Raw genomic sequence first — 26,943 nt, 5'->3', positions numbered from 1 at the left:
GTTTAATCGCGCCCCTTTTTTGGCGCTTCCTCCCCGTGCCATTCACGTTGGAATTGCGCAAGAAACTGCTCCATAAATGCGTGGCGGGAAGCAGCCTCCCGCTGGGCCGCCGGCGTATTCATCAGATCTTTCAGCTTCAGCAGCTTCTCGTAAAAATGGTTCACCGTCGTCCCCTGCCGGCTGCGGTATTCCTCCTGGGTCATGCTGGTCCGCGGCGGCTCGTCAGGGTCATACATGAGTCTTCCCCGTGATCCGCCAAAGGCAAACGTGCGGGCAATACCGATCGCTCCGATGGCGTCCAGACGGTCTGCGTCCTGCACGACGCGCCCCTCCAAAGTCGACATGGGCCTGCCGCCTCCGCCGCCATAAGACATTGTCCCGATGATCTCCAGCACATGATCCACGAGCGCGGCATCCGCTCCATGGTCTGCGAGCCAAGATGAAATTGTTGCCATGCCCTCCTCTTTCGAAGACACGATTTTCTCGTCGGCCAGGTCATGAAAAAGGGCCGCCAGCTCGCAGACGACCGGGTCGGCCCCTTCCTGCTCCGCCAGCCTCTTCGCCCACTCCGCCACCCGGTAAATATGCCACCAGTCGTGGCCGGACGGCTCAGACTTTAAACGATCCTTCACGTATTCCCTTGCTTCCATAATCATTTGGTCGGTCTCCATATGCTTTCCTCCAAGCAGTTTTATTTTTCTGAACAATCGCGGTTGAAACCGAACATATATTCGCCTATAATACAATGCATAGCTCTTTTAATAAATGAGGTGAAATGATGATCAACCGAACCTGTGAACCGTCGGCGAGTTTCAATTCTACCATGAAAGAGGCTGCTTGGACACAGACCAGCCGCTTGCTGGAGGAATCCCTCCGCCGTCACCTGAAAGTAACACTGCACCTTGCCGGTACCGGACCCGAACAAGAAATCCGGGGCTTCGTCACCGTGATTAACACCTATCTGGAAGAGATCAAGTTTAGAGCTGAAGACGAATGGCTGTGGATCAAATTCAGCGAGATCGCTTCCGCGCATACATAAAGCCGGCTTGAAGGAACGAATGGAACCCTTAGCGAAAAGGTTACAAGGGAAACCGGCTTATATCATATTGGAATGCAACGGTTTCCCGTATACATATTACTGAGCAAACGGAGGAATTAGCTATGAGCGATGATTTGAAATATCCTATCGGACTTTGCGTAACGAAAAAAGAACTGAACGGAGATGAGCGGACAGCATTGATCGGCGAAATCCGCAGCCTGCCTTCGAAGTTGCGGCAAGCTGTCAGCGGATTATCCAAGGAGCAGCTGGACACGCCTTATCGGCCGGGCGGCTGGACCGTCCGTCAAGTCGTGCACCATGTCGGAGACAGCCACATGAACAGCCTGATTCGGCTTAAACTTGCTTTAACCGAGGATAATCCGGTGATAAAACCTTATGAGGAGCAATTATGGGCTGAACTTGCAGATTCCGCGCTGCCTGATCCGGAGATTTCCCTGGATCTGCTGGAGGCGCTGCATGTCCGTTTTGTGCTTGTTCTGGAAAGCTTGAGCGGTGACCAGTGGCTCAGAACTTACACCCATCCCGCGAGCGGAGAAACCAATTTGAACGAGCATCTATGCACTTATGCTTGGCATGGCAACCACCATCTTGCGCATATCACGACCCTCAAAGAACGAATGGGCTGGTAAGGCGGGATTCAGGTTCTTCGGTATGACGCCCTTCCTCAAATGAAATACTAACCAAAATGGTATGATTGAGGCAGGTGTTCTCATGAGTAAAATCTTGTCCATCTACGGCAGAGATGTGAAAAACATTGCCACGAACTGGGCCGCGCTCGTCATCATCGCCGGTCTTGTTATGCTTCCTTCCCTGTACGCCTGGTTCAACATCAAGGCATCCTGGGATCCCTACGGCAATACCGGCGATATTGCGATTGCCGTCGCGAACAACGACAAAGGGACGACGATGAAGGGACAGTCGCTGAATCTCGGCAAGGAGATCGTCGCCTCGCTGAAGGACAATCATAAGCTGGGCTGGAGGTTCGTCTCCGAGGCGGACGCCATGAGAGGCGTTCGGCACGGTGATTACTATGCGAGCATCATCATCCCGGACAATTTTTCGGCCTCGATTGCCACGGTGCTGTCGGACAACCCGACCCACGCCGAAATTTTGTATTATGTGAACGAAAAGATCAATGCCGTATCCCCGAAGATTACGTCTTCCGGAGCCAGCGGCATCATCCAGGAAGTCAGCAAAAATTTCGTCAAAACCGCCAACGGCACGATTTTCAAAATTTTCAACGAGCTTGGTATCGAGCTGGAAAATCAGCTGCCGACTATTGAGAAGGTCCGCTCGCTGGTGTTTGAGCTGGAGAAAAATTTCCCGGAAATCAACCAAGCCGTAAACACGGCGGCGCAGGACATCCATACGACCAACGAGCTGGTATCCAAAGCTCAAGGGGCGCTGCCCATAGTGACCGACCTGGCCAAGAACGGGCAGCAGTTGGCGGCTGGTCTGGACGATTTTATGGGCAAGGCTTCCACGGCTGCCAAGGATATCGCGCCGAACGTAAAGCAGGATCTGCTGCTTCTGCAGCAGACGTCCATGGCTACGGAGCAGCTGACCGCGCTGCTGAAGGATCCCGACGTCGATCCGAAGACTGCGCTTGATGCGCTGGACCGGATATCCTCCAGGTTAACTACCGGCCTGGAAGTACAGGAAGCGCTGATCAGCTGGTTCGGCCGGCTGAACCAGACCGCAGGCGGCCGACTGGATTTCGTCAGCTCCAAGCTGAAGCAGGTCCGGGACAAAATGCAGTCTCAGCTGACGCTTGTCAATCAAATCCGCAGCGGGGTAAAGAAAGGCGAGAAACCGGCCATGGATCTGGTGAATAAGCTGAACACCATCTCCGGCGACGTATCCGATCTATTAGGGGACATCCTCGGACGTTATGACAGCGAAATTCAGCCGGCGATCGCAAGCGGGCTGCAAAAGGCGGTCAAGTCCGCCGCCGAAGCGAAGAAAGTGATGGATTCTGCGGTACAGAGCCTGCCGGACGTCAAGAAGGTGCTGTTCGACGCTTCCAAGGGGCTGGCGATCGGCACGCAGGGCATTTCCGTCATTCAGAAGGAGCTTCCGGGCGTGGAGGCCAAAGTCAAGGAGCTGGCGGACCGGATGCGCAAATTCGAATCGGAGGGCAACCTGCAGGAAGTCATCGACCTGCTGAAAAACAACTTCCAGCAGGAAGGCCAGTTTTTCGCCGAGCCTGTCGTGCTGAAGGAGAATCAGCTGTTTCCGATACCGAATTATGGATCCGCCATGTCGCCCTTCTTCTCAACGCTGGCGCTCTGGGTCGGAGCAACGCTGCTCGTATCCCTCGTGACGACGGAAGTACATTCTCCTGCAGCGGGAACGGATTATAACAGCGTACAGATTTATTTCGGCCGGTTCCTGACCTTCCTGACGCTGGCGCTGCTGCAATCGGTCCTCGTCACAGCAGGCGATATCTTCCTCTTGGGAACCTATGTGGTGGACAAAGGCTGGTTCATCTTATTCGGATTGGTCAATAGCGCTGTCTTTATGCTGATCGTCTACACGCTCGTGTCCGTGTTCGGCAATGTCGGCAAGGCGCTTGCTATCGTTCTGCTGGTGCTGCAGCTGGCCGGATCGGGCGGAACCTTTCCGATCCAGACGACACCGCCGTTCTTCCGGGCGATCCATCCGTTCCTTCCGTTCACCTACGGCATCAGCATGATGCGCGAAGCGGTGGGAGGCATGATCTGGAGCGTCGTCCGCAGCGATCTGCTCATCATGTGCGTGTATGTCGTAATCACGCTCGTGATCGGTCTTGCGCTGAAAGGGATCATCAACCAGCTTGCCGCTGGCCTCGTTAAGAAGGCTAAGGAAAGCAAGCTTATCCATTGATCATGGTATAAACCAAACAAGCCTCCCCAGCAGTCCAGACTGCTGACGGGAGGCTTTTACGATTCATGCCTATTTCATTATTGATCCAATGTATAAGGTGCAAGGCCGGTAGGCATCGGCGCAGGAGGCGTGCAGGTGCTTTGCATCTCGTAATGCTTTTTCTCATCCGAAGCATCATGGAACGCCCACATCGCTTCCAGCACATGGTACGCCAGCTCACCGGAAGCCCGGTGAGGACGACCACTCTGCAGTGCGTAAGCCATGTCGGCTGCGGCGATGCCGCGGGTATTCTCCGCGTAGCCGAACAACAGCGGCTGTTCCTTCCACTCGGCTTCGCCGGCAATCCGGTACTGCACCTTGCCGCCGAAGTTGTTCGGATCGGGTACGCGCAGCGTTCCCTTTGTGCCGTAAATTTCGATGTTCGGCAGATTGCTGCCGCCGAATACGTCAAAGCTGGTGATGATCGTTCCAATCGCGCCTTCGGCGAACTGGATCAGCCCGGCGACGTGGGTAGGGATTTCCACCGGTATTTTTTGACCGTATTTTTTGGAACTGGTGATCGTTCTTTCTTCCAGCGCTTTACCAGTCATACCCGTGATCGTTCTGATCGGACCGAGCAGCTGCACGAGTGCGGTCAGGTAGTACGGCCCCATGTCGAACATCGGTCCTCCGCCGGCCTGATAATAAAATTCGGGATCCGGATGCCAGGTCTCGTGTCCGCCGCCGAGCATGAATGCCGTCGCGGCGACCGGACGGCCGATCAGCCCATCCTGGATCACTTTGAGGCAGGTCTGAATTCCGGCGCCGTAGAATGTTTCGGGCGCGCAGCCCACGCGCAGGCCTTTTTCCTTGGCGAGCTGGAGCACCTTCTGCCCATCTTCACGTGTGACGGCCAGCGGCTTTTCGACGTATACATGCTTGCCTGCCTCAAGAGCCTGCAGGCAGACCGACGCGTGCGCAGCCGGGATCGTCAGGTTGATCACGATTTGAATTTCGGGATCCGCGAGCAGCTCTTCAGGGGAATACACTCTGGGTATGCCGAATTCGGCTGCTTTTTCTGCGGCACGCTCCTTATCGATGTCCGCACAAGCTACCAAATCCAGCACATCGAATTTTTTGCAGTTTTCCATATAAATGCTGCTGATTTTCCCGCAGCCGATAATGCCTACTTTGATCTGCTCCAAGAATAACCCTCCCCTTAATATTGGCTGTCTGCCATGCCGTTATATGCTGTCTCCGGCGTCCAGTCGGAGCCGGCTTCTTTGCCTTCGGCGGCCCATACGAAGCCGCGTCTCATCATTTCCTTCACCTGTGGCATGTCGACGATATCCGCATGGTGCCCGAGCGAATTGTAGAAGACGCGTCCGCCGCCCCAGTACTTCGTCCAGACTACCGGCATGTCAACCGGTTTGTTGGCCGAATGCGGGCCATGAACGACCGGGAAGCGGGTTGTGGCGTGAACTTTCACCGCCGGATCCACATGCAGGTAATACTGCTCGCTTGCGACCTCGAAGTCCGCGATCCCCTGCAGCAGGGAGCCTTCCTCTTCGTCTGTCACGTTAACCATGTATCGAACCCCGTCATTCCCCGGGTGGGCGACCCACTGTCCGCCAGTCATGAACTGCCAATCGACCTGCGTCCGGAAGGAGTCGCACATGCCGCCGTGGCAGCCGGCAAGGCCCACACCGCTCTGCACGGCCTCCGACACGTTGCCCACCAGCTCATTCCGGATTTCTCCCATCGTCCAGCAAGGGACGATCAGATCAAGACCGAGGAGCTTCTCCTTGTCGGCAAACGCTTCCAGCGTATCCGATACTTCTACTTCAAACTGCTCGGCTTCCAGCACGTTTTTGAAAATCTCTGCCACCTGCTTGGGCTCATGGCCATCCCATCCGCCCCATACGATCAGTGCTTTTTTCATGCGGCACGCTCCTTGTCTATGCTTGAAATGCTTGATATGCTCGCTATTCGTTGTTCAATACCTTCGCTTGATTGGCCTACATTTCCGAAATTTCCACCCAGCGCCGCTCCTCTACGGAACGCTCCACCGCCTCAAGCACAGCCTGGCATTTCACACCGTCGTGGAAGTTCGGGGAAGGCTGTCTGTCCTCGTGAATCGCTTCCATCAGCTCCAGCATTTCATGCGTAAACGTGTGTTCGAAGCCGATAGTGTGTCCGGCCGGCCACCAGGCATGCGAATACGCATGAGCGGCGTCGGTCGCAAGCACCCGGCGGAAGCCCTGCACATCCTCCTGGTCGTCGGTAAAGTACACTTCCAGCTCGTTCATCCGCTCAAAATCAAACTTGACACTGCCTTTGCTGCCATTGATCTCGAACGAGTTCGTGCTGCGGTGTCCCGCCGCAAACCGGGTCGCCTCAAAGCTACCGAGCGCGCCTCCTGTGAACCGGGCCATAAACAGGGTTGCATCATCGACGGTCACTTTGCCCATCGGTCCGCCCAGACTGCCTTTAGCGCTGAGTCCGGTCATATTTTCTGCGAGCGGTCTCTCCTTGATAAACGTTTCGCTCATGCCGATGACTTCCTGGATATCGCCGACGAGGTAGTGGGCTAAGTCGATCAGATGGGCCCCAAGATCGCCGTGAGAGCCCGAACCCGCGATATCTTTCTGCAGCCGCCATACTAACGGGAAGGCAGGGTCCAGAATCCAGTCCTGCAGAAACCAGGCGCGGAAATGATAGATCTGTCCCAGCCGGCCGCTTTCGATCAGATTTTTGGCCAGCCGGACCGCAGGTGAGAACCGGTAATTAAAGCCGACCATGTGCTTCACTCCCGCCTCCTCCGCAGCCTTCAGCATTTCACGCGAGTCGGCAAGCGTCAGGGCCAGCGGCTTCTCGCAGAAAATATGCTTCCCTGCCTTGGCCGCAGCCAGCGCGATGTCCTTATGCGCATCACTCGGCGCGTTGATGTCGATCAGGTCGATGTCATCCCGCGCCACCAGGTTCCGCCAATCCGTCTCCGTTTCGGCCCAGCCGTACTGCCCGGCCGCCTGCTGAACCGCATCGGCATCACGGCCGCAAATTGCCGCCATCTGCGGTTGAATCGGCGCCTCCGGGAAAAACATGGGCAGCGCTCGGTACGCATTGCTGTGGGCCTTCCCCATAAATTTGTAGCCTACCATGCCAATTCGCAGCGCTTTCATTTCCATCCGAATTCCTCCATCTCTTTGGTATATTGGACTTTCTGGCTCATCAGAGCCGCAGATTCTGGGACGATGCCCGAATGACCAGCTCCGTCGGAAGCATGATCCGAAAGGGTTGACCCGGAGCCGATGCTCCCTGCTCCAGCCGCTTCAGCACTTCAGCGACCGCAATTTCCCCCATTTCATAGAAAGGAACCTTTACGCTGCTCAGCTCAGGCGTCGTTACCTGTGAAGCATCCGAATTATCGTAGCCGAACATGGCCGGAAAACGCTCTTCGGACAGCCCATGATCCCGGAGACCCTGCATCAAACCGATGGCCATCCGGTCGTTTGCGGCAAAGACGGCATCCACCTGATCGATGACCTTCATTAATTCAGCAGCAGCGGTGATGCCGCTGCTGCGGCTGAAGTTTCCGCGGAAGATCAGTTCCTCCTCCAGCACCAAACCCGCCTCGGCCAGCGCTTTCTCGCAGCCTTGAAGGCGATCCCGGCTGTTGGAGTAGGTCAGCGGCCCGTTCATGAACGCGATCCGGCGATATCCCTGTTCGATCAGATGGCGGACCGCCATATAGCTGCCCTGTACATGGTCTGCATCGACCTCACTGAAGGGCTCGCCTTCAAAGTGCTGATTGATCAGGCAGAAAGGCAGTCCTTCCTCTGCGAGACGGCGAAGTGCCAGCAGTTCTTCCGGATCATCCTTCGCGCCCAGGATGATGCATGTATCGATTTTATGCGCATGAAACCAGCGGACATAATCCATGGACTCGCCGGGCGTCTGAAACAGCAGCAGGATATCATGACCCAGCTCTCGGGCTTTGCTGCCGATTCCGCTTAAAATTTCCGAGAAGAAAAAGCTCGAAAACATATGCACCTTCGGCACATATGGAAGAACGACACCAATGTTGCCGCTGCGGCTGGTCGCAAAATTACGGGCCAGTGCACTGGGCACGTAATTCAGCTTCTTGGCAGCTTCCATGACGCGTTGTCTCGTTTCTTCTTTCATGGGGCCGACTCCGTTGAGCACCCGCGACACGGTCGCTTCCGATACCCCGGCTAGTTCGGCCACCTCTTTGCGGGATGCGATGGCAACTCCCCCTTTTCCGAATGATGTACGCGCGTACATTTTCTCACCTAACCATCCTATTGTCAAGGTAAGTTTTTCAAAAAACGCTCCGATTTCGACGGTTTAACCAAATAAAAAGCGACCGAACCGGAGACTTCCCGCTGGGTCGCTTTTTATTTAATCGATTACTATATCATATTTCCGATCTCGTCAGCCAAACTTTAATTCTGGCAATCACTTCATTGATGTTCAGCGGCTTGCTCAAATAGTCGGACGCGCCGGCCGCCAAGCACTTATCCCGATCCTCTTTCATCGCCTTGGCGGTCAACGCAACAATCGGCAGATCGGTCATCTCCAGCGTCTGGCGGATATTCCGCATCGTCTGGTAACCGTCCATTTCCGGCATCATAATGTCCATCAGAATCATATCGATATCCGGTTCGGCCTGAAGCAAATCCAGGCACTCGTATCCATTCTGTGCGGTGAGCACCTGCATATTATATCTCTCTAAGGCATTGGCCAGCGCATATACGTTTCGAATGTCGTCGTCAACAACGAGGATTTTCTTCCCATCGAACAAGGCCGAGTCTTCCAGGAACATATCCTCTGCGGCTGGCGGATCGGCGGCAGGCTCCTCCGCATGAATCCGACTTCCCACAGGACGCGCAGCCTGCGCCGAAGCCGTACTTAAAGGACCGGAGAAGGCTGCCGCTGCCTCGGCTTGCATCACAAGCATCGGCGACTCATCGACATACTCGGTCTGGTAAGGGAGGTAAAGGGTGAACGTGCTTCCTTTGCCGGGTTCGCTCTCCACGACCAGCTCTCCTCCCAGCAGTTTGGCGAATTGAAGCGAGATGGACAGTCCGAGTCCTGTGCCGCCATATTTCCGCGCCGTTGCTCCATCCGCCTGTTTAAAGGCCTCGAAGATCACCTGCTGCTGCTCCTCGGTAATTCCGATTCCAGTATCGCGAACCGCGAAGGCCAATGTCTCATAAGGCATGGAAAACTGCGGGGTCGAAACCGAGTCGAGCTTGTATATGCTTAAAGACACTTCACCGCGTTCGGTAAACTTGAACGCATTGGACAACAGGTTCCGCAATATTTGATGGAGTCTTAACTCGTCGCTGAAAAAGACGTCGCCAACGTTCGGCGCGATTTCGACTTTGAAGTCCAGCGACTTGGCCTCGGCCGTTTTGGCAAAGTAGCGGTACATGATCTCCGGCAGCTCACTCGCGTTGATCGAGCTGATATCCAGCTGGATCTGTCCCGATTCCACCTTGGATAAATCCAAAATATCGTTGATCAGCCGCAATAGGTCCGTACCGGAGGAATGGATGACGTTGGCGTAATTGACCTCTTCCTCCTGCAGCGTTCCGTTCTTGTTCTCCGACAAAATCTGGGACAGAATAAGCATGCTGTTCAGCGGAGTGCGTAACTCGTGCGACATGTTAGCCAAAAACTCGGATTTATAATTGGAACTGAGCTTCGCCTGTTCCGCATATTTTTCCATCTCGGCCGCCGCTTCCTCCGCCTGCGCCTTCTGATATTCCAGTTTGTCATTCAAGCTTTGGAGCTCGTCGGTTTGCATCTGCAGCTCTTCGGACTGAACCTGCAGTTCCTCCGTCTGCACCTGCAGTTCCTCAGACTGGGCCTGAAGCTCTTCATTCATCGTCTGGGCTTCCATATACAAGCGCTGGATTTGCGCTCGGTTGATCACGCTGTGCATCGTGACGCCAACCGTATCCAAGAGCTGCCGGAGCATGTCCAATTGGTGCTTGCTGAACGTCACCAGTGCGGCAATTTCGATCACAGCCAGCGTCCTGCCCTCGAACACGATCGGAGCAACAGCAATATAGGTCGGAACGGCGCTCCCCAATCCCGAGGATATGTGTATGTAGTTGTTCGGTACCCTGTCCAGCGTGATCATGCTCTGATCGGCAGCACACTGACCGACAAGTCCCTGACCCCAGGCGATGACCGATTTTCCTGCCTCACCCTCGTGTTCTCCTGCATAGGAAGCGAGCCGAACCAGCTCCTCCTCCTTGGCTTCGTACAATACGATATAAGGCACCTGGAAAATGGAAGCGAGCCGATTGACAAACACGCGGCTTAGACTGGCCAGGCCCGCTTCGTTCTGAAGCAGTGTAGCGGTGGCGGCAATCTGTTCCTTCATTTCATTCTGCTGCTGCACTTCCCGAAGCAGGTCGTTCGTTGCACTGCCGAGTTCTGCAATTTCATCGCGGGTTCGGGTATGGATGCGCTTGTTCAAATTGCCGCCGGAGGCGATGTCACGAATTGTGCCCGTAACTTCCTTGATTGTCGTAACGATATTTCTGGAGATCAGCACGGCAGCTGAGATGGATACGGCCGCGAGCACAATCCAAAGAAGATAGATGATCGTGATCAGTCTGCGGTTATTGTCCTCAAGCGTCTGCACCCGCTCGCTCGTCAGCCCTTTCTCCGTGTCCAAAAACGCCGTTAATTTTTCCCGCATGGCGTCCATTTCCGGCTTGCCCGGGTCACGTTGGAAAAATGTCCGAACTTCAGCATCCTGGCCGCTGCGCTTCATCTCAATGGACGGTTTGCCTGCGATCTCAATCCATCGGTCGATATTGGCCTTGATGTCCTCTAGATTTTTCTGCTGCTCAGGATTGTCCGCCAGCAAACGATACAGCAGGTTGTACTCGCTCTCCCATTTCGAGCTGGCCGCCGTGTACGGCTCCAGATAGCTCGAGTCTCCTGTGATCATATATCCGCGCTGGCCTGTCTCCATGTCCAGCAAGGACTTTTCAATGCTGTGGGCCAGGTCATGGACTTCGATGTCATGCTGGCTTATAAAATCGGTTTCCCGCTGCAGCGAAGCAACCCGGCTCGAAATCACTCCCAGGAACACCACAACGCACACGAGCACAAAAATATATCCAAGAATAATCTTGGACCGAATGCTGAACCTCATCTTTCCTAACAAAATCGAAACCTCCATCCAACGGGTGTTCTCTTTCTTCTAATGACTATAGAGTGACCAGTTCATTCAATTAAGTATTTTAGAACTTGTTGGAACGAATTTCAATAACTAGAGTTATCTTCGAGGCAGAATGAACCGTTGACGGGACGCATCGCCAAAGCCCGCTGCAGGTAGTTTCTAGTGGATCCGCCAAAGCAGTCCTTTGTATATTTGCATGGAAAACGTATGGAAAACAACTGTGTCCATTTTGGTCTAATCGATGATTCTCTTGCTCGGGTTCGATAGATTCCCCACGTTGCTGCAGCAAAAAAGAGCCTCCGCGGCTTTAACCGCGAAGGCCCTCTTCCCTTCATTCTTCAAGATATTATCCCAGGACAACCCTGTCGTCGGACAGCTTATGTCCGCTGATTTGCTCGAATTCAGCCAGCAGCTCTTCGACGGTCAGCGTCTTTTTTCGCTGTTCGTTGATGTCCAGAATGATTCTGCCTTTGTCCATCATGATCAAACGGTTGCCGAGCCGGATCGCCTGCTCCATATTGTGCGTGACCATCAGGGTCGTCAGGTTCAGCTCCCGGACAATCCGGTCGGTGAGCCGCGTGATCAGCTCCGCTCTTGCAGGGTCCAGCGCCGCGGTATGCTCATCCAGCAGCAAAATTTGCGGCTTGGTGAATGTGGCCATCAACAAGCTGAGCGCCTGCCGCTCTCCTCCGGACAGCAAGCCGACCTTCGCCCGCAGCCGACCTTCCAGGCCGATGCCGAGCTTGGACAGCTCTTCCTTGAACATCGCCCGCCGGCCGGACTTGATGCTCAGCCCCAGTCCTCTCTGCTTGCCTCTCGTATAAGCCATCGCCAGGTTTTCCTCGATCGTCATGTGAGGAGCGGTGCCCGCCATCGGATCCTGAAATACGCGGCCGATCCAGCGGCTCCGGCGGAATTCCGGAAGCTGGCTGATCACCGCACCCTCGATCCGCACCTCCCCTGCGTCGGGCTTCATGACGCCGGAAATGATGTTCATCAGCGTGGACTTGCCCGCACCGTTACTTCCGATCACCGTGACGAAGTCGCCGGGATTCAGCTTCAACGAAATGTCGTGCAGCGCAATTTTTTCATCCGGCGTGCCCGGATTAAACAGCTTCGATACTCTGCTCAGTTCCAGCATCAGAAGTCACCTCCGACCGTCCGGCTTGTTCTGCTGCCCAGTTGGCTGGACAGCTCTTCGGTTCGGCGCTTGGCCAGCTGCTTCTGTCGAAGAGCACGCCTCGCGGTTGGAAGCACCAAAGCGATGATCACGATGATGGCCGTGATGAGCTTCAGGTCGGACGTATCGAGCCATTCCACCCGGAGCGCGAGCGCCACGACGATCCGGTACACGATCGCCCCGAGCACGACGGAAATGGTCGTATGGATCACATTCGTCGCTCCGAATATCGCCTCACCGATAATGACGGAAGCCAGCCCGATAACGATCATGCCGATCCCCATGGAAATATCCGCGAATCCTGACTCCTGAGCAACCAGTGCGCCGGAGAGGGCGACCAGTCCATTGGCCAGGCTGACGCCGAGAACCGTCGTCGTGTCTGTATTGGCGCCGAAACTGCGGATCATCCGTGCGTTATCTCCCGTCGCGCGTAATGCAAGCCCCAAATCGGTCCGCAGGAACAGATTCAGCAGAAGCAAAATCAGGATCACCGCGATCGGCATCGTAATGAAAGCGTTCACTGATGAAAAAACGGTGCTTTCCCCAAGCAGGGACGTGTTGGGTTTTCCCATAATCCGCATGTTGATCGAATACAGCGCAATCATCATGATAATACCGGATAACAGTGCATTGATTTTCCCCTTGGTATGGAGAAGTCCGGTACAAATTCCCGCGAGAAGCCCGCCGCCGAACGCCGCCAGGCTTGCCAGCCACGGATTGTAGCCGTGGGTAATCATCACGGCGGCGATTCCGCCGCCGGTGGTGAAGCTGCCATCCACCGTCAAATCCGGAAAATCAAGAATGCGATACGTGATATATACGCCGAGCGCCATCAGCGAGTACAGCAGCCCGAGCTCAAGTGCTCCCAGTAGTGAATCCAGCATGGTGTCAGCCTCCCTTATGACGAAGGGAGTGGACGAAGATTCCGGCCACTCCCCATCGCTCGATTACTGAATAATATCGTTTTCTTTGTCCGTTACTTTGTCTTTCATGGCGTCAGTTACCGTGATTCCTTGCGCTTCAGCCGCCTTCAGGTTCAGAATCAGGTCCAGCTTCTCCTGCACCGTCACCTTCATGTCGCCCGGCTTCTTGCCGTTCTTCAAAATATCGACCGCCATTTGGCCCACCTGGTAGCCATGGTCGTAGTATTTAAAACCGACCGTAGCGAAGGCACCTTTCTCGACCGTATCCCGGTCGCTGGAAAAGAACGGAATGTGCTTCTCGTTCGCCAGCTGGATAATGGAATCGACGCCGTCAACGACGGTGTTGTCCAGCGTAATGAACAGCGCATCCACCCGTCCCACCAAGGACTCAGCGGCCTGCTTCACTTCCGATGTGTTGGTTACCGCCGCGCGCACCAGCTTGATGTTATGCTTTTTCAGCGTTTCCTCGGCATTTTTGGCCATCACGATCGCGTTAGGCTCGCCTTCGTTAATGACAACACCGACGTTCTTCACGTTCGGGAAGCTCTCAGCGATGAAGTCCATCAGACGTTGAACCGCTACCGGATTCGTGTCCGAGCCGCCGGTTACGTTGCCCCCTGGTTGATCGAGGTTCGAGACGATCTTGGCATCCACCGGATCGGTAACCGCTGCGAACAGTACCGGCGTATCCTTCACTTGCTTAACGAGCGCCTGTGCCGAGCCGGTAGAAATGCCGAGCACGAGGTCATTTTTGCCGGAGGAGATCTTCTGTGCAACGGAAAGGTTGTTTGACGGGTCTCCCTGGGCGTTGTTGTAGTCGAGCTTCAAATTATCCCCCTCCGTAATCCCCGCGTCCTTCAGGGCGGCGATGAAGCCCTCGCGCGTGGCATCCAGGGAAGGATGCTCGACGAATTGCGAAATGGCTACGGTGTAGGTTTTTTTGTCTGTGCTTCCTGCATCGGTCCCGCCACCGGACCCGGCTTCACTGGACTTGGTGCCCGAGTTTCCGCAGCCGGCCGCCATGGTTACGAGGAGCGCGGACATCACGACGGATAATAGCAAATTTCTCTTTTTCATGTTCATAACCCCTTCCGATTCTCTTCTTTAACGCTGTCATATACGAAAGCATTAAAGTAAATAAGTGCGAAAAATACCGTATCAAGCGGAGCACACAGGTACATGAACTGCCTGCCCGGATATTTTTCATAGAATTAAATAACCACTGGATTATTCATTATCATAAGGGGCACTGCCAATATACGTCAATCAATAAGTTGCAAAAAAGTACAGGTTATTCCGGGCTTTTGCGGCCTTACGCTTCCAGCTCCCGGACAAGATCCTGCAGCTTCATCTCCGACATGCTGGAAATCATCATATCATAGCCTTCAAAAGGGAAGGTCTGGGTCATCGAATTAGGCACGATCACCGTATGTACGCCTGCTCCTTTGGCTGCAATAAAGCCGTTAAGCGAATCCTCAAAAGACACCGCCTGATCCGGGGTTACCTCCAGCTTCTGCAATGCCAGCAGGTACAGCTCGGGATCCGGTTTGACCTTGGACACGAGGTCCGCAGTACAAATAACGTCGAAGTAAGATTCCAGTTCGAATTTGTTGAAATATGGCTCAATCCAGTTGTAATAAGAGCTTGATGCCAGCGCGATCTTCAGCCCGAGCCGCTTGGCCTCCACCAAATAGTCCTCAACCCCCGGTCTGACTTCAACATCCTTAAGCAGCTCCCGGTAGATGACATTGACCTGTTCCTTGACGAGGGCTGGATCCACTTCCCTGCCCAGGCACTCGGACAAATACGTATACGGATTAAATACGTCGAAATTGGTGCCGACGCACTTCGCGTACGTCTCCAGCGGTAGTTCGGTGCCATGCTCCCGGTAAATCTCGCAGAAAGCGTGATAGGCCGGCGTTTCGGTATCGACGATGAGACCGTCAAAATCAAAAATCAATGCTTGAATCAAGCCGTTCACCCCTTCTTTATCTTGTCAATGGGCTGTAAAGCCGCATTAATAGATTCGCCTTGCGGCAGGGCTATTCCTCCCTGATATCACCATGTAGTCAAACAGGCCGCGATTCAGGAACCGCAGCCTGTGCACAAATATAATGCTGTCATTCGTAGCTTAAATTCTGCTGATCTCCACTTGGCCAAGCAGCCGGCGGAAGGTGTCCGGATCGACGCTGCCGGCCATGGCCGATAAGGCGTTCGCCGTCCCCGCAGCAGCGGCCATAGCGATGCCCTCCACGGCGGGGAGCTGCTTCAGCAGCGACACGGCCATGCCCGCCACAAAGGAATCACCGCAGCCTACCGTATTGACCACCTGAATCGGAGGGGTTACGGCACGATAACGTCTCTGCGATGTGACGGTCACCGATCCGGCACCTCCGAGCGAAACGCAGACGCGCTCCATCCGGTATTCGCGGAGCAAGTCTTCCATCGCCCGGAGCAGCTCCTGCTCATCCCGGATGCCCGTGCCAAGCAGAGCGGCGACCTCTTCTTCGTTGGGCTTGATCATATCGGGATTCGCCTGCAGTCCGAATCGGAGGGCGTCACCGCTGGCGTCAAGAATCACATATGCCCCTTCTTTCTTGGCCGCGCCGACAAGACGGATGTAATAATCGGCCGGGGCCCCGGCCGGCAGGCTGCCGCTGATGCAGACGACTTTCGATGTGCGTGCCAGGGCAGCCATCGTCTGCTCCATCTCGTCAAGTGCCCGGTTATCCACCACCGGACCGGGCTCCAGAAGCTCTGTCGACGACCCGGTCTCCTCATCGATGATGTTGAGGCATAGTCTCGACTCCCCTTCCACAGCGACAAATTGATGCGCGATGCTCATACCGTCCAGCTGCTTCTTGATGATTTCCCCGTTCATCCCGCCGACGATGCCCGAAGCGGTAACCTCCGCCCCAAGCTGTGCGGCGACTTTCGCCACATTAATGCCTTTGCCCCCGGGGGCCGCCAGATATTGTCTGACCCGGGATACCTTCCCGTGCGGAAATGCAGGCAAGTAGTATGTTTTGTCAATGGCTGCGTTCATCGTTACGGTCGTTATCATAAGATCCCATCCCATCTATGGCTTGATTTCGCAAGGCAGCTCCGATGCCTGTATCTCCGCCGTGTGGTGCCATCTGCCTTCATGTTGCAATGTTTGGAAAGCTTTGTCCCAGCTTTGGGGTGACGAATGCAGGTTTCCGGACGAGCCCGAAACCACGAGCACGATTCCTCTATGTAGCACGACCTGCCGATTTCATTACGGATAAACCATGGCTGCATTCCTCATAGACCTGCAAAACATGGGAATTCTATGTATGCCGGCACTTCGCTGCACGTGAACGGTCAGATTTATACTCAGGAGGCTATAGAGCTATGAAGTGGATGTCCGCCGTATTCGTCAAATCCGTCGCCTTGTCCCTCGCGCTGTCTCTCTCGCTGCTCGTTGCCGAACCGGACCCTTCCGTTGATCCTCCCTACGCCAAGTGGGGCCTGATCGCCGTGAAGGAAGCCCAGAAAAAATACAACTCGGAAATTACGGATTACCTGCATATCGGACGCATCAATCTGTCGCCGACGGAAGCGGAAGAAACGTTCAAGCTGCTGCTGAGCCGGCAGGGCATGCCGGCAGCTGTGCTGGCTACCGTCCGGTTTAACACGGTGACCGAAAGACTGATATCCATTAAGTTCAGAGACACACAGCCTTAAAACCCGATCCTTAACAGGCAGGCTCGTTCAGATCGCCAGCTGCTCCAAATGCTTGACGCAGTTGAAAAGCCCGCATTCCCAGCTTTCCTCGATCTTTCGGATGACAGTGATGGATGTGTTATGCAGATGCTCGGACGTGTCCGTGTGCGGAATCAGAACGGGAAGCAGCGTGCCGATCAGCGCCCCGTGGCTCACCACGAGGACGCGATCTTCAGGATGGCTGGCGCAAATGTCCATGACCGCCTCCATTCCTCTGGCAATCATCGAGTCGTCGGTCTCGATCCCGAGATCCAGCGAAGCCCAATCATAACCCCATCGAAGCACCCGGTCTTCCTCGACCGTTCCTTCGATCTGCCCGCAGTGGATTTCCCGCAGCCGCGGATCGACCCGGACGGTGAGCCCCAGCGCAGCCGCAATCGTTTCGGCGGTTTCCCGCGCCCGCGACAAATCGCTGGCATAGACGGCGTCCCACCGCTCGTTCTTGAGCCGTGCAGCCAAGGCTCTTGCCTGGGCCCGCCCGGTTTCGTTCAAAGGGATATCCGTCTGGCCTTGCGCCCTGCGCTCAATGTTCCAATCCGTGATGCCGTGCCTTACAAATCCGATCGTCGTCATTTGCCAACATCCTCCTTGTCGTAAAACTTCATATGGCCCTTCGTCTCCCGATAATAGGCGAGCCGATCCGCAAGCGTGCCGGTATGAAGCTCAAACCGGTGCCCGTCCGGGTCCAGGAAATATACCGAGAGCTTGTCCCGCTCATCCCGCTGCCTGCCCTCTAGTACGCGAACGCCGTAACGCTGTAGCCGGGACAGCCAGGCTTCGAAATCCTGATCTTTCACCGTAAAGGCGATATGCGTATAAGTCGATGGTGTATCCCCCCGCTCCGCATCCTCCTGATTCAGCGCAATCCAGAGTCCGGCAAGATCAAAGTAAGCCAGCTTCCGGCCCTGCACGAGCAGCTGGGCGCCCAGAACGTCCCTGTAAAAAGCGATGGACCGATCCATATCCGAAACGGAAAAACAAAAATGATTCACACCCTGTATGTTCATGATTCCTCCTGCATTCAGCCTTTTCGTACCCACACAGCTGGCCGTTAACAAGGCTAATCCCACACCTGATCCAGCTTATCGGCATAAAAGGCAATCGCCTTCCGGTACGCTTGGATCCCGCTGTCCGCGCTGGTTTCCGCAAGCTGTCCGAGAAGCTCCTCCATTGCAGCGGCATGCTCCCCCAAATTGTACAGAGCCATGGCGTAAAAAACAGAAAACTCCCTGCGTTCGGGAAACTTCTCCATCGCCTGCTTCAACAGCGACTTTGCGTCCTCATATCGTCCCAGCGTACGGTATGTACTGCCGAGCCCAAGCATCGCCCCCGCCAGCTCTTCGTCCTGCAGTCCGAGCGAAATAGCCTTTTCATAATAGGGCACGGCTTCCTTCTCCAAGCCCAGTACGTCGTGGGTCCATGCAGTCTGATACAAGATCACCGGATGCTCGGGCTGTTCCGCCAGCAGGGAAAGCCATATTTCCCTGGACTGCTCGGCATTCCCTGACTGCCGGAGCATTACGGCGTTCCTGAAGGTGCGGCGCACGGCAAAATCCTCACTTCCGGCCCTGAAAACGATCAAGTGGCCGTCCCGCAGGTGGTTTTCCCGAAAACCGAGCCTCCTCAGAACCTTTTGTGATCGAGGATGATCCCGCTCCACATGGGCTTCGATCTCATCCAGCTTCATCACTTCAAAGCCGACCTTCATCAATTCTTCGAGCGCCTCAGGCATATAACCGCTGCCCCAATACTCCGGAGACAGATCATAGCCCATTTCCGCCCTTTCCCTTTCCCCGTCCCGGACCCAACAGTGGAATCCGCAGGTGCCCATAAACATATCGTTCTCACGGTCTAATATGGCATATCTGCAGCCGGAGCTGCGGGTGAGCGCAATAATTTCGTCCGCTTCCTCCATGCTCACCAAAGGCTCGATATCCATGAACCGGGTGACTACCGGGTTGGAGAACAGCCGTAAGACGTCTTCCCGGTCCTCCGGCTCAAGCGGCCTCAACCTCAGCCTCTCCGTATGCAGGACAGGGTACTGTACATCACGCATCGCTGGGCCTCCTTCATGTTGAATTTTTTAACAAAAAACATCGGATTACCATATTGCATATAGCACTAAAAATAAATATTGACAAACCAACAGTTATGTGTTACAATTAAATATTTACTTTGACATCCAACTTTCCTGTCCGTAATATAGACTCTGTCTTGAAATCCATGAGTTGGAATTAGGGAGGAATCGAAGGATGAGTACGAACCAAACTGCCGCAAACGTGTTCATACTGGACGTATCCGCCGTCATGATGGGCAGCGTTAACACCGTTCACCCTGCGGTCATTACGGATGGAAACGATACGCTCCTGATTGACACCGGCTACCCCGGTCAGTATCCCCTCTTGCGGGAAGCGATGAAGTCCCATGGCCTATCGATCGATTCGATTACCCATGTTATCATTACGCATCAGGATCTGGATCATATCGGCAGCCTGCCAGCCATACGCCAGCACGCCCCTCGTCCGGTCGAAGTCATGTCCAGTCAAGAAGAAAGGCCCTATATTCAGGGTGAAAAGCGTTTGATCAAGGTAACCCCGGAGGCGATCGAACGGGCCAAAGCGTCTCTGCCTCCGGAAGTACCTGCAGAATGGCGTAATGCCTTTATTTCTACGCTGGAGAATCCACCCCGGTCGCCTGTCGATACAATCATCCATGAAGGGGAAGAGCTCCCCATCTGTGGCGGCATCGTCGTGATTGGCACACCGGGGCACACTCCCGGGCATATCAGTTTATACCATCGGCCGACCCGGACTCTGATTGCGGCCGACGCCCTCCGGGTCGTTGACGGAGAGCTGCATGGGCCGGATCCCGACACGACCGTCGATATGCCGCTTGCGACGCAGTCCATCGCCCAACTGGCCGCCTACGACATATCATTCGTTATTTGCTACCACGGCGGAAAACTTGAAGGATCCGTTGTACAGCGGCTACTAGAGCTAAGCGGAACGCAGCGTTCCCTTTAGAAAGAAGGATCAACGGCCCGTTCGCAGCCCGCAACCTGAGTGCTGTAGTAGTCGTAAGCTCTATGCATTTTTGCCATATATTCCGGATCCCCGCTGGAACAGGCAAAGCGGATATCTCCTCCGCGCTGCGTTCCGGACGTTGCCGTTTTCTTAAGAATATAATCCAGCCTCCGTACCGTCCCGGCACTCCCGTCAATGATCTCAATATGCGGCGGCAGAATCTGCCTCAAGATCCGGGTGTAGAAGGGATAATGCGTGCATCCGAGCACCAGGGTTCCGTATTCTTCCAGCCGGTAATCGGCAAATTTATCCAGAAAATACCGTGTCATCCGGTCCGGGTCGAACTCCAGCGATTCGCAGTATCCGACCAGCTCGGGGAGCGGCAGGGAGTCTACGATGCTGTGGTCATCCACCCTGGAAACGAGCTGGGTGTATTTAGACTGGTGCAGGGTCAGCGGGGTTGCCGCCACCAGCACCCTTTTCCCGGTCAGCCGGTTCATTTCAACTGCGGGCTTAACCGCAGGCTCCATCCCGATGATCGGAATGTCGTATTCCCGGCGAAGCTCCTCCGCCGCGGCGCTTGTCGCCGTATTGCAGGCAATGACAAGCGCTTTGATCTCGTCCTGCAGAATCATGTCCACGGACTGGCGGACATAATCCAGAACCTGATCCTTTGTCTTGGTTCCGTAAGGAACGTGAAGCGTGTCTGCAAAAAATAAAAAGTCTTCGTTGGGCAGCTGCTTTACGGCTTCAGACAGCACGGTCAGTCCGCCGAGGCCTGAATCAAAAAGCGCAATTCGCATGTTGTTCACCTGATTTTTCTTAATAATTGCTCCGGGCGCATATCAATGGCTGCCCGGCGATGTTCCATCCGGGGCCGTCAGCCCCGGAGTTATTATATCATGTTGTCCGGGCATCTTCGGGAAATCTGTAAACCATGCCGATAAAGAGCACGTTCCGCCCACCCACCATCGAGGAGAACTCGCAGGTCTCCCTGAATCCTGCCCTGCTGTATACCTTTGCGGCACGCTGATTGAATTTGGCCACCGCTAGGCGGATTCCCTTCCCGGGAAACTTATCGGAAACATAAGCCATGCCTGCTTTTACAAAATCCAGGCCGGCACCCTGCCCCGTCAGCTCGGGATTCATGCCCAATCCGTAATCAACGCAGGTATCATCTTCGTATAGACCGGCCCCATAACCTCCGGCAACACGGGCTGAATTGCCTGTGCAGTAAAAACCGACCAAATTTCCGGCGGAGTCCGACGCTGCTGCATAATCCCCGTTCATCAGCTCCAATATATCTTCTTCATCTGCTGCCATACTATAGAAGTCATACGGAGCCGGATAGCGCCATGTAGATATCCGGGCGGCAGCTTCCTGGGTCATCGGTTGAATCTGTATTTCCATGCCTAATGGTTACCTTCCTTCAAGTTTTACTGCTCACCAAGTCCACGGCCGATAAAATTGGCCGAAACCCTTGGCACATGAAGCTCTTTGGCCCAAACGGACAGCTGGCCCATATGATGAATTTCATGGGTGATGACGTGCTTTGCGACCTCCCCGTAACGCAAGGGTTCGGCATGCCAGGCGGCCTTGACGATTTCCCCGTCCCGCTCAGGACTTCGGCTCAGAATCAGCGGACGAAGCTCTGTCACGTAGCTGTCGGACAAGGCTCTGACTTTGCTCAGGGTCGCGAAATCCTCGAATTTTGGTTCTGCAGCCTCCTTGCCTTCGGCAGCCAGCATCCAACTGTACTCGACGTCAGCGATGTGGAACAAGGTTTTCAGGATGGAGCCAACTCCGCCCGTTCGCTCCTTCAGTAATTCTTCATGACTTAACTGTGCGCAGACATCAAACCATTCATCGCGTACCTGCCAATTATATAGAAAAAGGGATTTCATCATTTCCTCCTGGCGCAGTGTTCCTGCGCTCATTGTTCATGTTATGAACCCGACGCTTGCCCCGACCGGGCGGGTCCCCGGGAAAATTGTTCGGCAGTTTCAATTTCCTTAAATTATTTTTCCTGCGGTACGGTCTTCAAGGGCTCGGCAACCATCCAGACATGGCCGAACGGATCCTTGATCTTCCCAACCAAGTCCCCGTGTGGCTGTGCGGCAACCTCCCTAAGCATGGCCGCTCCAGCCGCAAGAGCGTTGTTCACTGTTTCCAATGCATCCTCGACGGTGATATACAAAATCACCGGCGTCCCACCGAGTGTTTCCGCTGCGGTATTATGCTCCGGAAATTCGTCCGCGACCATGAACCGCGCATCACCGACCCGGATTTCAGCATGCGATGTTTTCCCGTCTTCCGTAACCATCCGGTTCGCTTCCGTCGCGCCAAACACCGATCGGTAAAAAGAAATTGCAGCGGCAGCATCATGAACGGCCAACATCGGAATGATACTCAAAGCCAGCGCCCCCTATTAAAGATCATATCAGTTCTATTAATATAATCGCTTTTCGTAGCTTTCCGCCAGCGACCGTGCGACCTGCTCCTCCGTAACCTTTAATCCGCGCACATGATCCGCAATGATGGCGGCAGGATTTGGCAGGTTCTCCCGCTTCGGCCATTGTTCCGGATCCCACAGCTTGGAGCGCTTGAAGGCTTTGGCACAGTGAATATAGCACTCCTCGACCTCCACGCCGATGCCTATTTGCGGGATTTTCCCCTGGGCGGATAGTTTCTCCATCAGCTCAGGATCCGCAGTAATGCAGGCCTTTCCGTTAATCCGGAGCGTCTCCTCCAGACCTGGAATGATAAAGATCAGCCCGGCACTCGGGTTCTGCAAAATATTTAGCAGCGAATCATACCTCCGGTTACCTGGTCTTTCCGGAATGACCAGCCGCGTATCGTCCAATATGTATACAAAGCCCGGTGCATCGCCGCGGGGTGATACGTCGCAGCTGCCCTCCGCGTCACTCGTGGACAGGAACAGCAGCGGAGACTTGGAAATAAATTCGCGGCAGTGGGAATCCAAACGCGTGATAACCTTGTTCCTGACCAGTTCGCTGGGAGGACTGTTCAGTAATCGAAGCTCCTCCTCCGATTGAATGATTGCCTTAAAAGGACTTGCCGTCATCGCTCATCCCCCTGTTTCTCATTCATTTTGTATATAATGTAATCCAGCTTCTCCTCAACTCTCCTCAAGGCGGCATCGGAATTTCTGACATGCCTGCTGCCGTTGGATACGTATTTGAACAGGCCGAAGAAAAATAAAAGGATCAAGCCGATCACGACAAGCGAAAATACAAGGCTGAACACGTTAACCGACACTTCCAACGCACCTCCATGAACCTATTATAATCGTTTTGGACAGGGAAGACAGCCGGACGGGCGCTAATCACTTCGGCTTTTCGGATCAAGCTTGTGATTTTGCCCCTTGCCCATGATATCATATCAAGTAGTACACCATTTACATAAAGGGAGATGAAGGATGTTGAAACAGGAACTCACGGAACGGTTAATCTCTTACGCCAGGGTGGAGACCCAATCGAATGAAGAAAGCAGCACCACGCCTTCGACCCCGGGGCAACTTACCCTCGCGCGCATGCTGGTGGAAGAGCTGAATTCCATCGGCATGAAGGACGTCACGATGGATGAAAACGGCTATGTCATGGCCACGCTTCCTTCCAATACGGACAAGGATGGCGTGCCGACGATCGGCTTCCTCGCCCATGTGGATACCGCAACGGATTTTACCGGCAAAGGTGTCAATCCGCAAATCGTCGACAACTATGACGGAGGCGATATCGTTCTGAACGCGGGACTAGGCGTCGTCCTTTCCCCAAAGCTGTTTCCTGAACTGCCTCAGTACAAAGGGCACACGCTGATCACGACGGACGGAACGACCCTGCTTGGCGCGGATAACAAAGCCGGCATAGCCGAAATCATGACGGCGATGGCTTACCTGATCGGCCATCCGGAAATCAAGCACGGGACGGTCAGAGTCGCGTTTACCCCCGACGAGGAAATCGGCCGCGGCCCCGAGAAATTCGATGTTGCGGCTTTCAACGCCGATTTTGCCTATACCGTGGACGGCGGACCTCTTGGCGAGCTGGAATACGAGAGCTTTAACGCAGCCAAGGCAAGCATCACGATCCAAGGCACCAACGTTCATCCGGGCACGGCGAAGAACAAGATGGTAAACTCGATCAAAATCGCCATGGAGCTGAACTCCATGCTTCCTCCGGAGCAGGCGCCCGAGCATACGGAAGGCTACGAAGGGTTCTATCATCTGCTCTCGCAGAACGGAGATACCGAACGCACAAAAATGGAGTACATCATCCGCGATTTTGACCGGACGGAATTTGCCGCCAAGAAGGAGCATCTGACCCAGGTCGTGAAGCAGCTTCAGGCTAAATACGGCGAGGAGCGCGTCATCCTGGAAATGCGCGATCAGTACTACAACATGAGGGAAAAAATCGAGCCGGTAAAAGAGATCGTCGACGTAGCCTACGAAGCGATGGAAAGCCTGGGCATCACGCCGATTGTCAAGCCGATCCGCGGCGGAACGGACGGTTCCCAGCTCTCCTATATGGGGCTGCCGACGCCGAATATTTTTACGGGCGGTGAAAACTTCCACGGCAAGTTCGAATACATTTCTGTCGACAATATGCTGAAGTCGGTACAGGTCATCATCGAAATTCTGAAGCGCTTTGAAGCAAGAGGCGTATGAGCGTCGTTCCGGAGGGAAACAACCAGCGCAATATAGAACGTTTCTCCGGATACGGGGATTCCTACGACCGCTACCGGCCCGCAGCGCCTCCTCTGGTGACGTCCCTCCTGACTGGGTACCTTCAGCGCAAGCCGGAACTGGTGCTCGATCTGGGCTGCGGCACCGGGCTGTCCACGCTTGTCTGGAAAAAGCACGCAGACCGGATTATTGGCATCGAGCCGAATGACGACATGCGCAGCGTCGCGGAGTCCAAGCTGGAGCAGATGACGGATGCAGCCCACATCCGCTTTATGGCAGGTTACTCCAACCAGCTTGCCGTCGGCTGCGAAACCGCCGATATTATTACGTGCTCGCAGTCTTTTCACTGGATGGAGCCGGCAAGCACGCTGCTTGAGGCTGCCCGGGTGCTGAAGCCCGGCGGCATCTTCGCCGTCTACGATTGCGACTGGCCGCCAACGCTGTATTGGCAGGTGGAGCAAGCCTACGAAGAAGTGATCAACCGGGCCGACAGCATCATCCGCGAACATCTCAGCCAAGAGAAGCAGGCTGTCAAAAGGGATAAGGAAAAGCATCTCGCGGCCATTAAGGACAGCGGCCATTTCAGTTTCGCCAAGGAAATTGTGTTCCATCATGCGGAGGATTGCGATGCTGACAGGTATTTCGGCATCGCAATGAGCCAGGGCGGAGTTCAAACGGTCCTCCGGCTAAACCCGAAGGAGCTTGATGAAGACATTAAGCGTTTCAAACAGATCGTCGATGACTTCTTCCAGGATAGTACGCTGCAGGTTTTGTTCAGCTACCGGATGAGGCTCGGCGTGAGAAAAACCTGAAGACGACAAAAAAATCAGGCCAAGCAGCGGTTTGACATTCCTCCTCAGTGAAGGAGAAGCAAATCGAATGGCTGACGCCTGATTTTTTTGCATTTCTATCGTTGTGCGGGCTTCCATTTCCGGATGAGCTGATTGGTCACTTCCGACAATAGCAGGCCAAGGGCGATCGCGCCCGAAATCATAAAGGCTTCAGCTCCCAGCTGGACGGCCTGGTCATATTGGTTCTCGACCGCGTTGCGCATCGCGTCATAGGCCGTTCCGCCGGGGACCAGCGGAATGATGCCCGATACGCTGAACACGATGATCGGCGTGCGGTACCTTTTGGCGAACAAATGGCTGATCATCGTGACGCAGTAACTGGCGACCACGGTGGCCGTAATCCGCAGCACGTGCATATCCTGAAGCCATATATACAGCAGCCAGCCGACCATCCCGGCAAATCCGCACTGCAGCAGCGCCTTTTTCGGGGTGTTGAAGAGCATGCCAAACGCAGCCGATGCGACGAAGCTCGTGACGAGTTGTTCAATGTACATACGGCATCCTCCTCATTGAAATGACAGCATAAATGCGATGCCCGCCCCGATCGCAAAAGAGGTGATGAACGCCTCCGCCCCCTTCGACAAGCCGGAAACCAGGTGGCCTGCCATCAAATCGCGGATCGCGTTGGTAATCAGCAGCCCCGGTACGAGCGGCATGACCGAGCTGATGACGATAATGTCCAGGTCCCGCCCGAAGCCGAATTTGACGAACAGGATCGAGCAGAGGCCGATCGCCAGCGCTCCCGAAAACTCGGCGAAGAACTTGACGGGAATCATCCGCTGCAGCATCAGCGTGCAGTAATATCCGAGACCTCCGGCCACAGCCGCGGGCAGGAAATCGGGCCAAATCCCGCGGAACATGATCAGGAAACAGCCGCTGGCCAGCGCTGCCATCAGCAACCGCAGCCACAGCGGGTAAATATCACCTGTCCGCTGGATGTTTTCCAGCTCCCGGCGCGCTTCAGCGATGGTCAGCTCCCCTTTGCTGATGCGGCGGGATACGCTGTTCACGCGGTCGATTTTATGCAAATTCGTCGTCCGGTCCGAAATCCGGTTCAGCCTCGTGATCGGCTGCGGATCATCCATAGAAAAAATGAGTCCCGTAGGGGTCATGTAGCTATGCGTTTTATCCACGCCAAAAGAAGCGGCAATCCGTACCATGGTATCTTCCACCCGGTACGTCTCCGCTCCGCTCTGCAGCATGATTTGCCCGGCCAGCAGGCATACCTTCATGATTTCGTGCTCCCTCTGCACCAAGTCTTCCAAAGCTCTTCCTCCCGTATGCGCAAAACCCTATGTTAGTTACAGTATAATCGGTTTGCCGGACAAAAACACGGACAAGCGTCACTTCCTCGTCATAGAGCGGAATCCTCCGGAGTAAGAAGTACC

29 protein-coding genes are annotated in these 26,943 nt (G+C 54.7%); 7 read left to right on the top strand and 22 right to left on the bottom strand.

Annotation, left to right across the window (positions count from 1 at the left end):
- Window positions 1–2: 2 nt before the first annotated feature.
- Complete coding sequence (locus tag IAE55_RS17070) at window positions 3–671, bottom strand: HD domain-containing protein (RefSeq protein ID WP_200633322.1); 669 nt, start codon at window positions 669–671, stop codon at window positions 3–5.
- Window positions 672–775: 104 nt separating this feature from the next.
- Here IAE55_RS17070 and IAE55_RS17065 point away from each other — a divergent pair, with 104 nt between their 5' ends.
- From IAE55_RS17065 to IAE55_RS17055, 3 genes are all read left to right on the top strand, one after another.
- Entirely contained in the window at window positions 776–1,039 is a 264-nt protein-coding gene (locus IAE55_RS17065; RefSeq protein ID WP_200633321.1) for a YolD-like family protein, read from the top strand.
- Window positions 1,040–1,161: 122 nt separating this feature from the next.
- Window positions 1,162–1,689 (top strand): YfiT family bacillithiol transferase, encoded by a 528-nt coding sequence (locus tag IAE55_RS17060; RefSeq protein ID WP_200633320.1) that lies wholly within the window; start codon window positions 1,162–1,164, stop codon window positions 1,687–1,689.
- An 82-nt stretch (window positions 1,690–1,771) separates the two neighbouring features.
- Window positions 1,772–3,925 (top strand): YhgE/Pip domain-containing protein, encoded by a 2,154-nt coding sequence (locus IAE55_RS17055; RefSeq protein WP_200633319.1) that lies wholly within the window; start codon window positions 1,772–1,774, stop codon window positions 3,923–3,925.
- 77 nt (window positions 3,926–4,002) lie between these two features.
- On the opposite strand, the gene IAE55_RS17050 is transcribed toward IAE55_RS17055, so the two are convergent.
- The 10 genes from IAE55_RS17050 to IAE55_RS17005 all read right to left on the bottom strand — a co-directional run bounded on the left by IAE55_RS17050 (window position 4,003) and on the right by IAE55_RS17005 (window position 16,299).
- Entirely contained in the window at window positions 4,003–5,109 is a 1,107-nt protein-coding gene (locus IAE55_RS17050; RefSeq protein WP_105443524.1) for a Gfo/Idh/MocA family protein, read from the bottom strand.
- A gap of 14 nt (window positions 5,110–5,123) precedes the next feature.
- A complete protein-coding gene (locus IAE55_RS17045; protein WP_145156846.1) occupies window positions 5,124–5,846 on the bottom strand; it encodes a ThuA domain-containing protein in 723 nt (240 codons plus the stop codon).
- A gap of 76 nt (window positions 5,847–5,922) precedes the next feature.
- Window positions 5,923–7,086, bottom strand: coding sequence for a Gfo/Idh/MocA family protein (locus IAE55_RS17040; protein WP_076169501.1), 1,164 nt, complete (start codon window positions 7,084–7,086; stop codon window positions 5,923–5,925).
- A 49-nt stretch (window positions 7,087–7,135) separates the two neighbouring features.
- Entirely contained in the window at window positions 7,136–8,209 is a 1,074-nt protein-coding gene (locus IAE55_RS17035) for a LacI family DNA-binding transcriptional regulator (protein WP_145156845.1), read from the bottom strand.
- A 133-nt stretch (window positions 8,210–8,342) separates the two neighbouring features.
- Window positions 8,343–11,117, bottom strand: coding sequence for a CHASE3 domain-containing protein (locus IAE55_RS17030; protein ID WP_200633318.1), 2,775 nt, complete (start codon window positions 11,115–11,117; stop codon window positions 8,343–8,345).
- Between the two features lie 361 nt (window positions 11,118–11,478).
- On the bottom strand, window positions 11,479–12,273 hold the full coding sequence (locus tag IAE55_RS17025; RefSeq protein ID WP_145156843.1) for an ABC transporter ATP-binding protein: 795 nt from the start codon (window positions 12,271–12,273) through the stop codon (window positions 11,479–11,481).
- Complete coding sequence (locus tag IAE55_RS17020; RefSeq protein ID WP_105443529.1) at window positions 12,273–13,196, bottom strand: ABC transporter permease; 924 nt, start codon at window positions 13,194–13,196, stop codon at window positions 12,273–12,275. The genes IAE55_RS17025 and IAE55_RS17020 overlap by 1 nt, the downstream gene beginning before the upstream one ends.
- Window positions 13,197–13,259: 63 nt before the next feature.
- Window positions 13,260–14,312 (bottom strand): ABC transporter substrate-binding protein, encoded by a 1,053-nt coding sequence (locus tag IAE55_RS17015; protein ID WP_200633317.1) that lies wholly within the window; start codon window positions 14,310–14,312, stop codon window positions 13,260–13,262.
- 235 nt (window positions 14,313–14,547) lie between these two features.
- Window positions 14,548–15,207, bottom strand: a complete 660-nt coding sequence (locus IAE55_RS17010; protein ID WP_105443530.1) for an HAD family hydrolase — start codon at window positions 15,205–15,207, stop codon at window positions 14,548–14,550.
- A 159-nt stretch (window positions 15,208–15,366) separates the two neighbouring features.
- Window positions 15,367–16,299 (bottom strand): 1-phosphofructokinase family hexose kinase, encoded by a 933-nt coding sequence (locus IAE55_RS17005; RefSeq protein WP_145949034.1) that lies wholly within the window; start codon window positions 16,297–16,299, stop codon window positions 15,367–15,369.
- A gap of 311 nt (window positions 16,300–16,610) precedes the next feature.
- Here IAE55_RS17005 and IAE55_RS17000 point away from each other — a divergent pair, with 311 nt between their 5' ends.
- Entirely contained in the window at window positions 16,611–16,943 is a 333-nt protein-coding gene (locus tag IAE55_RS17000; protein ID WP_076167758.1) for a DUF3889 domain-containing protein, read from the top strand.
- 27 nt (window positions 16,944–16,970) lie between these two features.
- On the opposite strand, the gene IAE55_RS16995 is transcribed toward IAE55_RS17000, so the two are convergent.
- Genes IAE55_RS16995 through IAE55_RS34275 form a run of 3 tightly spaced genes read right to left on the bottom strand, consistent with a single transcriptional unit; the run spans window position 16,971 to window position 19,038 of the window.
- Window positions 16,971–17,555 carry a histidine phosphatase family protein gene (locus IAE55_RS16995; RefSeq protein ID WP_145021629.1) on the bottom strand — a complete coding sequence of 195 codons (585 nt, stop codon included), beginning with the start codon at window positions 17,553–17,555 and terminating at the stop codon, window positions 16,971–16,973.
- Window positions 17,552–17,989 carry a metallothiol transferase FosB gene (gene fosB, locus IAE55_RS16990; protein WP_145949033.1) on the bottom strand — a complete coding sequence of 146 codons (438 nt, stop codon included), beginning with the start codon at window positions 17,987–17,989 and terminating at the stop codon, window positions 17,552–17,554. The genes IAE55_RS16995 and fosB overlap by 4 nt, the downstream gene beginning before the upstream one ends.
- A 53-nt stretch (window positions 17,990–18,042) precedes the next feature.
- On the bottom strand, window positions 18,043–19,038 hold the full coding sequence (locus IAE55_RS34275) for a tetratricopeptide repeat protein (protein WP_325168652.1): 996 nt from the start codon (window positions 19,036–19,038) through the stop codon (window positions 18,043–18,045).
- Between the two features lie 196 nt (window positions 19,039–19,234).
- Between IAE55_RS34275 and IAE55_RS16975 the strand changes: the two genes are divergently transcribed.
- Window positions 19,235–20,005, top strand: a complete 771-nt coding sequence (locus IAE55_RS16975) for an MBL fold metallo-hydrolase (protein ID WP_200633316.1) — start codon at window positions 19,235–19,237, stop codon at window positions 20,003–20,005.
- Here IAE55_RS16975 and murI read toward each other — a convergent pair.
- The 6 genes from murI to IAE55_RS16945 form a co-directional block, all read right to left on the bottom strand.
- The gene (gene murI / locus IAE55_RS16970) at window positions 20,002–20,808 is read right to left on the bottom strand and encodes a glutamate racemase (protein ID WP_145021631.1); all 807 of its coding nucleotides are present in this window, start codon (window positions 20,806–20,808) and stop codon (window positions 20,002–20,004) included. The genes IAE55_RS16975 and murI overlap by 4 nt on opposite strands.
- A 97-nt stretch (window positions 20,809–20,905) precedes the next feature.
- Window positions 20,906–21,415 (bottom strand): GNAT family N-acetyltransferase, encoded by a 510-nt coding sequence (locus tag IAE55_RS16965; protein ID WP_200633315.1) that lies wholly within the window; start codon window positions 21,413–21,415, stop codon window positions 20,906–20,908.
- Between the two features lie 26 nt (window positions 21,416–21,441).
- Window positions 21,442–21,909: a DinB family protein gene (locus IAE55_RS16960; protein WP_105443537.1), complete on the bottom strand. Its 468-nt coding sequence runs from the start codon at window positions 21,907–21,909 to the stop codon at window positions 21,442–21,444.
- Window positions 21,910–22,022: 113 nt separating this feature from the next.
- Window positions 22,023–22,418: a VOC family protein gene (locus tag IAE55_RS16955; RefSeq protein ID WP_200633314.1), complete on the bottom strand. Its 396-nt coding sequence runs from the start codon at window positions 22,416–22,418 to the stop codon at window positions 22,023–22,025.
- A gap of 36 nt (window positions 22,419–22,454) precedes the next feature.
- Window positions 22,455–23,090, bottom strand: coding sequence for a pyridoxamine 5'-phosphate oxidase family protein (locus IAE55_RS16950; protein WP_200633313.1), 636 nt, complete (start codon window positions 23,088–23,090; stop codon window positions 22,455–22,457).
- A complete protein-coding gene (locus tag IAE55_RS16945; protein WP_076167781.1) occupies window positions 23,087–23,284 on the bottom strand; it encodes a hypothetical protein in 198 nt (65 codons plus the stop codon). Before IAE55_RS16945 ends, IAE55_RS16950 begins: the two co-directional genes overlap by 4 nt.
- Window positions 23,285–23,447: 163 nt before the next feature.
- Between IAE55_RS16945 and pepT the strand changes: the two genes are divergently transcribed.
- Together pepT and IAE55_RS16935 are read left to right on the top strand one after the other, a co-directional pair.
- Window positions 23,448–24,686: a peptidase T gene (gene pepT / locus IAE55_RS16940; protein ID WP_105444102.1), complete on the top strand. Its 1,239-nt coding sequence runs from the start codon at window positions 23,448–23,450 to the stop codon at window positions 24,684–24,686.
- Window positions 24,683–25,516, top strand: coding sequence for a class I SAM-dependent methyltransferase (locus IAE55_RS16935; protein WP_200633312.1), 834 nt, complete (start codon window positions 24,683–24,685; stop codon window positions 25,514–25,516). The genes pepT and IAE55_RS16935 overlap by 4 nt, the downstream gene beginning before the upstream one ends.
- A 95-nt stretch (window positions 25,517–25,611) precedes the next feature.
- Here IAE55_RS16935 and IAE55_RS16930 read toward each other — a convergent pair whose 3' ends face one another.
- Together IAE55_RS16930 and IAE55_RS16925 are read right to left on the bottom strand one after the other, a co-directional pair.
- Complete coding sequence (locus IAE55_RS16930) at window positions 25,612–26,049, bottom strand: threonine/serine exporter family protein (protein ID WP_200633311.1); 438 nt, start codon at window positions 26,047–26,049, stop codon at window positions 25,612–25,614.
- A 12-nt stretch (window positions 26,050–26,061) separates the two neighbouring features.
- Window positions 26,062–26,820 (bottom strand): threonine/serine exporter family protein, encoded by a 759-nt coding sequence (locus IAE55_RS16925; protein ID WP_200633310.1) that lies wholly within the window; start codon window positions 26,818–26,820, stop codon window positions 26,062–26,064.
- Between the last annotated feature and the right edge of the window lie 123 nt (window positions 26,821–26,943).

The sequence above is a fragment of the Paenibacillus sp. S28 genome, assembly GCF_016624415.1.
Classification (GTDB): Bacteria; Bacillota; Bacilli; order Paenibacillales; family Paenibacillaceae; genus Paenibacillus_AQ; species Paenibacillus_AQ favisporus.
The sequence above is the reverse complement of the archived record's forward strand: the minus strand, read 5'-3'. Positions and strand labels throughout refer to the sequence as shown.